Genomic DNA, 11,047 nt, shown 5'->3' with positions numbered 1-11,047 from the left:
ATAATCCTGCACTGCTAACGGTAAATCCTTCAGCTTTATTTTTCAATCAAATAGCAGCTGCTGCACGAATTGAAAATAACTCAGCATCAGCCGGAAAAAACCCAGCAGGATTTGATGCATTTGGTTTACGTGTTCCGGATGGTAAAAGTTTGCTACTAGTGGGTGGCAACATTAGCATGCAAGGTGGACGACTGAATGCTTATGGTGGAAGAGTTGAGTTAGGAGGATTAATTTCTCCTGGAAATGTGGGGCTAAATGTGGATGGCAATAAATTAAGCTTGGACTTTCCTGCTTCTAGTACACGAGCAGATATATCTTTAACCAATGGCGCTAGTGTATTTGTACAAGCAGGTGGTGGAGGAGATATTGTAATCAACTCGCGCAATTTAGAGGTTTCTGGAAGCCAACTGATTGCTGGTTTTGGCGAAGGCTTAGGTAATGCTGGAGCAAAGGCAGGAGATATTACACTGGGTGCTACAGAACAAATAAAAGTTGTAAATAGTTATATCTTCAATAATGTGGGCGCAGGAGCAGCTGGCAACGGCGGGAACATCCGCATTAACGCTGATTCTCTATCTGTCTTCAATGGCGCTCAACTGAGTGCCGCTACCCTTGGAAAAGGGGATGCAGGTAGTGTGATTATCGATGCCCGCAAGAATGTCTCTTTCGATGGCGTTCGTGATCGTCAGTACCCCAGTGCTGCCTTCGGTGATGTGGGACAGGGAGGAGAAGGAAACGGCGGGGGTATCTACATTACCACAGGTGAACTGTCTGTGACCAATGGCGCTCAACTTCAAGCCAGTACCTATGGAAAAGGGGACGCGGGTAATGTGATTATCGATGCCAGTAAAAGAGTCTCTTTTGATGGTGTTGTCGATGGAGTCTACACTTTCAACAGTTATGCCGCCAGCTATGTGGTAAATGGTGCACAAGGAAAGGGAGGAAACATCCAAATTACCACAGGTGAATTATCTGTGACCAATGGCGCTCGACTTCAAACCTATACCAATGGAAAAGGGGATGCAGGTAATGTAATTATCGATGCCAGTAAAGATGTCTCTTTCGATGGCAGTTCCATCTTCAGCATTGTAGGACAAAAGGGAGAAGGCAACGGCGGGAACATCCGCATTAACGCTGATTCTCTCTCTGTCTTCAATGGCGCTCAACTTCAAGCCATTACCAATGGAAAAGGGGATGCAGGTAATGTAATTATCGATGCCCGCAAAGATGTCTCTTTCGATGGCAGTTCCATCTTCAGCATTGTAGGACAAACGGGAGAAGGCAAGGGCGGGAACATTCGCATTAACGCTGATTCTCTCTCTGTCTTCAATGGCGCTCAACTTCAAGCCACTACCAATGGAAAAGGGGATGGAGGTAGTGTGATTATCAATGCCCGCAAGAATGTCTCTTTCGATGGCGTTCGTGATCGTCAGTACCCCAGTGCTGCCTTCGGTGATGTGGGACAGGGAGGAGAAGGAAACGGCGGGGGTATCTACATTACCACAGGTGAACTGTCTGTGACCAATGGCGCTCAACTTCAAGCCAGTACCTATGGAAAAGGGGACGCGGGTAATGTGATTATCGATGCCAGTAAAAGAGTCTCTTTTGATGGTGTTGTCGATGGAGTCTACACTTTCAACAGTTATGCCGCCAGCTATGTGGTAAATGGTGCACAAGGAAAGGGAGGAAACATCCAAATTACCACAGGTGAATTATCTGTGACCAATGGCGCTCAAATTTATGCCGATACCGCAGGAAAAGGGGATGCAGGTAATATTCAAATCAAGGCAAACAATTCTATCAGTGTTTTTGGAACTAGCTCCATCAGCGGCTCCTCTAGTGCTTTATTTACATCTACCACTTCTACAGGCAAAGGTGGCAATATCATTGTAGATACGAACGCCTTTCGCACATCTGATGGTGGAGTGTTGAATGCACAAACCTTTAATGATGGTGAAGGTGGCAGTATTACAGTGACAGCAAAACTGGTTGAGGTCCTCAATGGAGGACAATTGCTCGCCACCTCCTCTGGTAATGGAAGAGCCGGTAAGATTACGGTCAATGCTACTGACCGGATAATTGTTAATGGCACAGATGCTACTTATGTTGACCGGGTAAAAAAATTTGGCACAAAAGTTCCAAATGCTTTTGCCACAAAAGGTGTAGATAATGTTAGTGTAGATGAAGTTAACAAACCAGCCAGTGGTTTGTTTGTTCGTTCTCAAAGTTCAGGAAGCGCCGGAGACATTGAAGTTACCTCACCCCAAATTCGGTTGGACAACTCCGGAAGGTTCATTGCTGAATCTGCATCAGGTAATGGTGGCAATATTACGCTGCAAATAAGGGATTTACTGCTGCTACGCGGTGGGAGTCTCATCTCTGCCACTGCGGGTACTGCACAAGCTGGCGGCAATGGTGGCAAGATCGAAATCAATACCCCTAAGGGTTTTATCGTCGCATTCCCAGGACAAAACAACGACATCACTGCCAATGCCTTCAATGGATCTGGTGGCGTAGTCAAAATCAAAGCTGCTGGTATTTATGAAATTAAGCCACTCAGTAGGGATGACCTTGAAGGGTTGCCTCCTACTGATCGAGATCCGCGTAAATTACCAACAAATGACATTACCGCTGTTTCCCAAGAAGGTGGACCGCAATTAGATGGTCTAATTACCATCAACAACCCCAATGCTGACCTCAGTTACAGTTTCGTCTCCTTACCCGCAGATGTATTTGACCCCTCCAAGCAAATTGCCCAAGGTTGTTCTGCTTTTGATCAACCAAATGCAAGTGACTTTAAAGTGACTGGACGCGGTGGTTTACCTCCCAGTCCTGATGAACCCCTCAGCAGTGATGCAGTCTGGGAAGATACTCGTTTAGGTGCGACGACAGCACAGCGACTAGATTCTAAAACGACAGCAACAAAACCAAAGTCTGAGTCTGATACAGTTGAAATTATACCTGCTACGGGTTGGGTATTCAACGGTAAGGGCGAAGTGACGCTGGTTTCCAATGGCTCCAGTACCAATAATTTGGGGACTACTCCTGCTACCTGCTTAGCAAGATAAAACAGTACTCCAATTATGGAGAGCCGCGCACAGCGCAGTACCCAAAGAGCGATGTCGAAGACAAGCCCCGCAAGATGTGGAAACGTTCAACAACAAAAAGTAGAAAAAAATGATATCAATCCTATCATTAAGTAAGATTTCTTAGCACAAGCGTGAAAAAAAAGCTATGGCACAACTCATCGTTCGTAACTTAGATGAGGAGGTAGTTCGCCGATTGAAGCTTAGAGCTGCTCAAAATGGTCGTTCTGCCGAAGCGGAACATCGGGCGATTCTGGAAGCAGTTTTGCTTGAGCGTTCTTCTCAATCATCACTGAAACAACTTTTGCAGTCGATGCCGGATGTTGGTGAGGATACTGACTTTTTACTTAGTACTTGACATTTACTTTTTGAGTTATTATGGTTCCATTATGGTTCCATAATAGTTCCATTGTTATCCCTGATGTGTATGGTCACGTTAACCCTTAAAAATATTCCAGAAACACTTTACGACAAACTGAAGCAAAACGCCGCTCATAATCGTCGTAGTCTAAATAGCGAAATTCTAGTTTGTTTAGAACAAGCGGTAGCAACTCCAAAACTCAAGAATACTGAAGTTTTGGATAGAGTTCGTACTCTTCGCCAGAAAACAGTCAATCATCTGTTAACACAAACAGAGTTGTCTGAGGCGAAAAACGAGGGAAGGCTGTGATTGTTGTAGACACGAATGTCATCGCCTACTTCTTTTTGCAGGGTGAACAAACGCAACAAGCAGAAGCAGTTTATGAACAAGATCCACAATGGGTGGCTCCTTATCTTTGGAGATCCGAATTCCGTAACGTTCTGGCGTTGTATCTGCGTCAAGGATACCTCTGTTTAGAGGATGCCATTCAGATTTACCAGGAAGCAGAAACCTTGATGCAGCAGGGTGAGTATGCAATTGATGCCATAGCAGTTCTACAGCTTACTTTTGAATCAGGTTGTTCTGCTTATGACTGTGAATATGTTGTCTTGGCACAACAGTTGGGAGTGCCTCTCATTACAGCTGATCGCAAACTGATTGCGAGTTTCCCATTAGTTGCAATTCCAATGGCAACATTTTTACAAAACTTAGCGTAACAGGAGTCAAAGTTTTCGCATTTGGCTTGCGCTCACAACCATCTCAACAGTTAGCTCTAGTTCTGGAAAAGTGGGCGATACAATGCGCTCATCACTCGTAAATTTTTGGACTTGATATTGATCTTCTACCAATTGGTAAACAAAAATCGTAGGGACTTTGGGATTACCCAAATAACTTCTAGAAGCGATTCCTTCGGAGAGCTACGCTTAACGCCAAATAATCCACAATCCAATACTCAGGGATACCGAGTCGTTGATACTCGTCTAGCTTATCAACGTAATCGTCTTCCCAATTCGTTGAGACGACTTCCACAGCTAGCTGGATTGGTTCAGTCAAAGCACCATATGCCATTACATTTGAGTTCCACTTTGATGCACTCACTACACTCACATCCGGGTTTCTGCCTTGCTCTTTAAGAAAATTTGTTACAGTTTTAACGACAATATCCTTGTCAACAATGTAATCAAGTCCCAAACGTTCAATCTCTCTGTCGAAAGACTTGACAAGATATCGCGCTACATTTTTATGCGCTCTAGTCGGTTCAACCTGTACAATTTGCCCATTCACAAGTTCATAAATGCCTAAGCCATCTGGGTACTGTTCTAGAAATTCCTCAAAAGTTAGTTTTTTAGCTGTGGTAGTAGTCATGGCGATCGCCTTTGGCGCGCCCTGTGCCCCACTCTGCGGAGCAGAGTGCCCCAAATCGGAGATTTGGGGAGAAGGTTTTCGCACAAAAAAACCTTCTGGGCACATACGGGCGATCGCCACCTAAAGCAGTACTATTGTTCTACCATAGTAAAGCTGACAATGATAACATTAAGAACTGTTTCGCCCCTACTGCTTTCTCTCAACGCGCCAATATGTCAAATAGCCAGCAGATAGCCACGTCCTTAAATGGACATCTTCCCAACTCCAGGGACAACCAAAACACCATCCGCATTCGCGGTGCAAGGCAGCATAATCTCAAGAATATTGATTTGGAATTGCCACGCGATCGCCTAATTGTCTTTACTGGCGTTTCTGGTTCTGGCAAGTCTTCCCTAGCATTTGATACTATTTTCGCAGAAGGACAACGCCGCTATGTAGAATCCCTCAGCGCTTATGCACGACAATTTTTGGGACAGGTGGAAAAACCTGATGTGGAGGCGATAGAGGGTTTAAGTCCAGCAATTTCCATTGATCAAAAGTCTACTTCCCATAACCCTCGTTCCACGGTGGGGACGGTGACGGAGATTTATGATTATATGCGGTTGTTGTTTGGACGGGCGGGTGAACCTCATTGTCCGATATGCGATCGCTGTATTGCTCCTCAGACGATAGATCAGATGTGCGATCGCATTCTAGAACTTCCAGATCGCACCCGCTTTCAAATCCTTGCGCCTGTCGTCCGGGGTAAAAAAGGAACTCATACCAAGCTGTTATCAGGTTTAGCTTCCCAAGGTTTTGTCCGTGTTCGGGTGGATGGCGAGGTACGAGAACTTTCTGACGCAATTGATCTGGATAAAAATGTTACACATACCATAGAAGTGGTTATTGACCGTCTAGTGAAAAAGCCCTCTATTCAGGAGCGTTTGGTTGATTCTCTGACGACTTGTCTCAAACAATCAAGTGGAATTGCGGCAATTGAAATTATAAAAGATACAGATAATCAAGACTTACCCTCAGAATTGGTCTTTTCCGAGAACTTTGCTTGTCCGGAACACGGGGCGGTTATGGATGAATTATCACCGCGCTTGTTCTCGTTTAATTCTCCTTATGGTGCTTGTTCGCACTGTCACGGGATTGGGAGTTTAAGAAGATTTTCGCCAGAGTTGGTAGTTCCTGATCCAAAAGCACCTGTGTATTCTGCGATTGTTCCTTGGTCGGAGAAAGAGAATTCCTATTATATAGAATTGTTGTATAAGGTAGGTCAGGAATTTGGGTTTGAGTTGCAGACATTGTGGAGTCAGTTGACTGAGGAACAACAGAACGTCATTTTGCATGGAACTGCAGAGACACACAAGTCGCAGAACTCAGGGTTTAAAGGGGTGCTGCCGATGTTGCAAAGGCAGTATGATGGAAGTTCGGAGTTAATTAAGCAAAAGTTAGAACAGTTTTTGATAGACCAGCAGTGTCCGGTGTGTAAGGGGAAGCGGTTGAAACCGGAGGCGTTGGCGGTGCGATTAGGACAGTACCAAATTTTGGATCTGACTGGTAGTTCAATTCGCGAGTGTCGGGAGAGGATTGATAAGTTAGAGTTGAGTCAACGTCAGATGCAAATTGCAGATTTGGTATTGAGAGAAATTAGAGCACGATTGCAATTTTTGTTAGATGTGGGGTTAGATTATCTGACACTAGATCGTCCAGCGATGACGCTTTCGGGCGGGGAAGCACAACGAATTCGTCTAGCAACTCAAATTGGTTCTGGCTTGACTGGCGTTTTGTACGTTTTGGATGAACCGAGTATTGGTTTGCATCAACGAGATAATGGGCGGTTGCTGAAAACTTTAACAAAGTTAAAGGATTTAGGTAATACGTTGATTGTAGTAGAGCATGATGAGGAAACGATTCGTGCTGCTGATCACCTTGTTGATATTGGTCCTAACGCAGGTATTCATGGGGGGAATATTGTCGCTGAAGGTGATTTGCAAGCATTGTTAAAGTCGGAAGAGTCGCTGACGGGTGCATATTTGTCTGGACGGCGGGTGATTACAACTCCAGCTGAACGCAGAGAAGGAAATGGGCTGAGTTTGGTCATCAAAAATGCTCGTCGCAACAATCTCAGGAATATAGATGTAGAAATACCTTTGGGTAAACTTGTCGCGGTGACTGGTGTTTCTGGTTCCGGTAAATCTACCTTAATTAATGAGTTACTTTACCCCGCACTGCAACATCATCTAACTCGCAAAGTTCCATTTCCTAAAGAGATAGATGCAATTAAGGGATTAGATACTATTGACAAAGCCATTGTCATTGATCAATCACCTATTGGTAGAACACCACGTTCTAACCCAGCGACTTATACAGGTGTTTTTGATGTTATTCGCGAAGTGTTTGCAGAAACAATTGAAGCGAAAACAAGAGGTTATAAACGAGGGCAATTTTCCTTTAATGTTAAAGGTGGACGCTGTGAAGCTTGCAGCGGACAGGGCGTGAATGTGATTGAAATGAACTTTTTGCCAGATGTTTATGTACAGTGCGAAGTTTGCAAAGGTGCAAGATATAACCGCGAAACTTTGCAGGTGAAGTACAAAGACAAGTCTATTTCTGATGTTCTCAACATGACTGTTGAGGAGGCTTTGGAGTTTTTTAAAAACATTCCCAAAGCTCAGGCTAAATTGCAAACTTTGGTTGATGTTGGGTTGGGATATATTCATCTTGGACAACCAGCGACCACTTTATCTGGTGGTGAAGCGCAGCGGGTGAAGTTAGGAACAGAACTTTCTCGCAGGGCTACAGGTAAGACACTTTATCTGATTGATGAACCGACAACAGGTTTATCTTTTTATGATGTCCATAAGTTGTTAGATGTATTGCAACGTTTGGTGGATAAAGGCAATTCGATTTTAGTGATTGAACACAATTTAGATGTGATTCGTTGTGCTGATTGGTTGATAGATTTGGGACCAGAAGGTGGCGATAAAGGGGGAGAGGTGATTGCTGTAGGTACACCAGAGGAGGTGGCTCAGAATTCTAGGTCCTATACTGGGCAGTATGTTAAGCAGGTGTTGCAACAGTATTCCCGAGCAAAGGTATAGTGTGTGGGTGGTACATAATGTACCATTCCCTTTATTGTGAACAACAAATTGCAATACCTTATTCTTCCTTAAGACTAAAAAAAGTAATTATGTCACTAGCAAGAAAATTTAACTGGACTGTAATTGACGACAAACAATTTGAAGAAATTGTATATGAGATAGTCAAAGCTAAAAATCCAATTCAAATTATATGGCGAAGTGATACAGGAGGTAAAGGCAGAGATATTCAAGCTACATTCCTGATTCAAGACACTTTTGGAGAATTTGTTCAAGAAATTTATTTCATTGAAGCAAAGCATTATCAATCTGGTGTGTCTCCAACAGATATTATGCCAGCTTTGAGTTGGGCAATGGCAGAAAAACCATCTGTTTTTGTTATTGCTACTTCCAGTCATTTAACTAATCCTTGTAGAGATTTTATTGACAGTTGGAAGAAGAATAATCCAAATGTCAGAGTTAACATTTGGGAAAGAAAAGATATTGAAAGCTTCATTTTATCTAAAACTTCTACTAGAAAAGCTGCTGTTAGTTTAGGAATACTACCTCCATCTATCAATGATATTTTACCTGAGAACCCTAAACAAGCCAGAGATAATCCTTTATATCCAGCAATTGCTTATCGCTACTTGATGACAGAAGACGAAATTTCCCAAATAGATGATTTTAAATTTTTTTTAGAAGATGTCAAACAAACTATTTCTGGAAACTGTGATAAATATACACCTTTTGAAATAGATATGGGGCTTTACAACTGGAGTGTATTTTTAAATTATTTACAAGCACAAATAGGACTTCAGTTATCTCTCATGAATTACATTTTAGCTCTAGAGAACAATGCTAGTATAGAAGAATTACAGATGTTATCTGCGAAGGTTAAGGAGAGCGCAGAAAAAATTACAGACGACAATGAATCTAAACCTCGTTGGCTGCTTATTGACTAATAATCTAATAATGCAGTTTGTTTTCCCCAACTACAACTTGCAGTAATAACTTTACAGCTATAGCAATCCTATTTCATTTGTGAAAATTATTTTTTTTACAAACCGCCTTAGCGCAGCGTGTCCGCAGGACATAGACGAGCCAGCGCCGTGGGCGGGTCTCCCGACTTGAGGCGACTGGCGTCGCCAAGAACGCCAATCAAAAAAAGTTTCACGAATCATTTAGGACTGGTATAGAGTATGTTGATAATTTCATCAGATAAAACTTGCCGCCACAAAAACCACTACTGGAATAAGGATGTTATCAATCTCTTTTGGACTACATCCTTCAACAACTGTGGCAATAAATGCTAGCAATAAAATCCGGATAAGATTTAGTTGACCTGGTATAATCAGCCAAACAAAAAAGACGCTGGCGGCGAAAGCAAAAACAAACATTGAAAAACTTCCTTCCCAGCTTTTGTTACTAAGAATTGTGTATTTGAGTTTGCCATATTGAGAGCCAATTATCGGTGCAACACCATCGCCCCAACCGAGAGTTGTCATTGCGACAATTCCAGGAAAAGTTTTATACAGCAGTGTTCCACAAATAGTTGCCACAATCACAAAATAAAGCGGTCCTTTGAGAAGTTCACGCCTATCGCCTGTGCGAGTCATAGTATTAACAGCTTCATCGTCTGGTTGAGCAAATAGCCCTTTCTGTACAAGGAGAACTATCCACACCACAAAAATCGCCACATTCAAGTACTTCGACCAATGTAAATCACTGTAAAGAGGCAAAAAACCAATAACCGACCCAGCACCAATATGCGTAATTTTACGGCTGATATCTTGCGGTAGTCCTAAATTTTTTACAAAAATATTCAACAGCGCTACTAGCCCAAACACATAAACAAACGTTAGCGCTGTTGCTATGAGATTTCCTAGTAGCGGACTAATACCTAAAGCAGTAAACAACATAGACTCAGCACCTAAGATTTAAACACGGCAAATTTCCCTTATGAAGTAGAGTAGCTGTGTCGAAGGCGCTGAGTCTAGAAGTTCACCAAAAATAATCAGCTCATCCGTGATAACCTAAATGTGAGAGTCATGACGACCAGCAAGAGACGCGACAACTGCGATGAGTTCTGCTGGCTCAACGGGCTTAGCAACATGCGTTTGGTAGCCAGAGCGCAAAGCACGAATTCGATCCTCAAAACGAGCAAAGGCGGTGACTGCTGCAGCTGGAATATCTCCTCCCATGGATGATGGAAGTCCTCGCAGTCTGCGGATAAACTCATACCCGTCTTTTCCGGGCATACCAATATCACTCACTACCACGTGAGGTTTCTGGGTTTGTACAAGCTCAAGCGCCTCATCCACTGAGGAAGCAGTCAGGACGTTAGCCCCGCACTCTTCAAGAACTCTCTTGACCAACTCTTGAGCATCGATTTCATCATCAACTACGAGAACTTTCGTACTTTGAAGGTTTGTTTCCTCACATTGAGTCGTCGTGAGTCTGTCATCATCAAAACTGTATGCAACTGCTGGTGCATTACTATTGCTTTCTCTATGAACGAGTGGAAGCAGGACAGTAAATGTAGCTCCTTGTCCCTCTCCTGGGCTTATTGCTTGTACGGTTCCTCCATGAAGCTCAACGAGTTGCTTGACAATTGAAAGCCCTAACCCCAAACCGCCAAACTTGCGTGTTGTGGAAGAATCTGCTTGCCGAAAACGGTCGAAAACGTATGGCAAAAACTCAGATTTGATGCCTTGACCATTATCACTGACTATTAACTCAACATGTTTATCCATCTTTTCAAGCAACACCCGCACCCTTCCACCCGAATGGGTGAATTTAATGGCGTTGGAAAGAAGATTCCACACGACTTGTTGCAATCTGTTCGGATCACCAGTTATGAAAATAGGAAGCGCATCAAAAACTGTTTGAAGTCGTATGTTCTTGGCTTGCACAGATGGAAGGACAGATTCAATCGCTGCTTCAATAACCGAGCGAAGATTAACATTCTTAACATTAAGTTGAACTTTACCCGAGATGATTCGGCTCATGTCCAAAAGGTCTTCGATAATATGTGCTTGCGCTCGCGAGTTTCTCTCAATCGTCTCCAGCCCCTTTTTCAATTCCGCAGGACCAATTTTTCCTCTACGCAAAATCTGAGTCCAACCTAGGATTGCATTCAGCGGTGTTCGGAGTTCGTGAGAGAGGGT

The 11,047-nt window shown here is 43.3% G+C and carries 8 protein-coding genes and 1 pseudogene; 6 read left to right on the top strand and 3 right to left on the bottom strand.

Features of this window, described 5'->3' with window-relative positions:
• The 4 genes from DP116_RS23135 to DP116_RS23120 all read left to right on the top strand — a co-directional run.
• Window positions 1-3,068: beta strand repeat-containing protein (locus DP116_RS23135; RefSeq protein ID WP_169157405.1), on the top strand; the 3,068-nt coding region annotated here is incomplete at its 5' end.
• 166 nt (window positions 3,069-3,234) lie between these two features.
• A complete protein-coding gene (locus DP116_RS23130) occupies window positions 3,235-3,444 on the top strand; it encodes a FitA-like ribbon-helix-helix domain-containing protein (RefSeq protein WP_169157404.1) in 210 nt (69 codons plus the stop codon).
• Between the two features lie 69 nt (window positions 3,445-3,513).
• Window positions 3,514-3,756, top strand: a complete 243-nt coding sequence (locus tag DP116_RS23125; protein WP_211173460.1) for a FitA-like ribbon-helix-helix domain-containing protein — start codon at window positions 3,514-3,516, stop codon at window positions 3,754-3,756.
• The gene (locus DP116_RS23120; RefSeq protein ID WP_169157402.1) at window positions 3,753-4,163 is read left to right on the top strand and encodes a PIN domain-containing protein; all 411 of its coding nucleotides are present in this window, start codon (window positions 3,753-3,755) and stop codon (window positions 4,161-4,163) included. Before DP116_RS23125 ends, DP116_RS23120 begins: the two co-directional genes overlap by 4 nt.
• Window positions 4,164-4,169: 6 nt before the next feature.
• Here the strand turns inward: DP116_RS23120 and DP116_RS23115 are convergent.
• A pseudogene (locus DP116_RS23115) lies at window positions 4,170-4,812 on the bottom strand (Uma2 family endonuclease).
• Window positions 4,813-5,024: 212 nt separating this feature from the next.
• Between DP116_RS23115 and uvrA the strand changes: the two are divergent.
• Both uvrA and DP116_RS23105 read left to right on the top strand, forming a co-directional pair.
• Window positions 5,025-7,901 (top strand): excinuclease ABC subunit UvrA, encoded by a 2,877-nt coding sequence (gene uvrA / locus DP116_RS23110; protein ID WP_169157401.1) that lies wholly within the window; start codon window positions 5,025-5,027, stop codon window positions 7,899-7,901.
• An 89-nt stretch (window positions 7,902-7,990) separates the two neighbouring features.
• Window positions 7,991-8,842, top strand: a complete 852-nt coding sequence (locus DP116_RS23105) for a restriction endonuclease (protein ID WP_169157400.1) — start codon at window positions 7,991-7,993, stop codon at window positions 8,840-8,842.
• 252 nt (window positions 8,843-9,094) lie between these two features.
• Here the strand turns inward: DP116_RS23105 and DP116_RS23100 are convergent, their stop codons facing one another.
• The gene (locus DP116_RS23100) at window positions 9,095-9,799 is read right to left on the bottom strand and encodes a diacylglycerol/polyprenol kinase family protein (protein WP_169157399.1); all 705 of its coding nucleotides are present in this window, start codon (window positions 9,797-9,799) and stop codon (window positions 9,095-9,097) included.
• Between the two features lie 114 nt (window positions 9,800-9,913).
• On the bottom strand, window positions 9,914-11,047 hold a 1,134-nt coding region (locus DP116_RS23095; RefSeq protein WP_169157398.1), incomplete at its 5' end, for an ATP-binding response regulator.

Origin of the sequence: Brasilonema bromeliae SPC951, from assembly GCF_012912135.1 — a bacterium.
In the GTDB taxonomy this organism is placed as follows: Bacteria; Cyanobacteriota; Cyanobacteriia; order Cyanobacteriales; family Nostocaceae; genus Brasilonema; species Brasilonema bromeliae.
The sequence above is the reverse complement of the archived record's forward strand: the minus strand, read 5'-3'. Positions and strand labels throughout refer to the sequence as shown.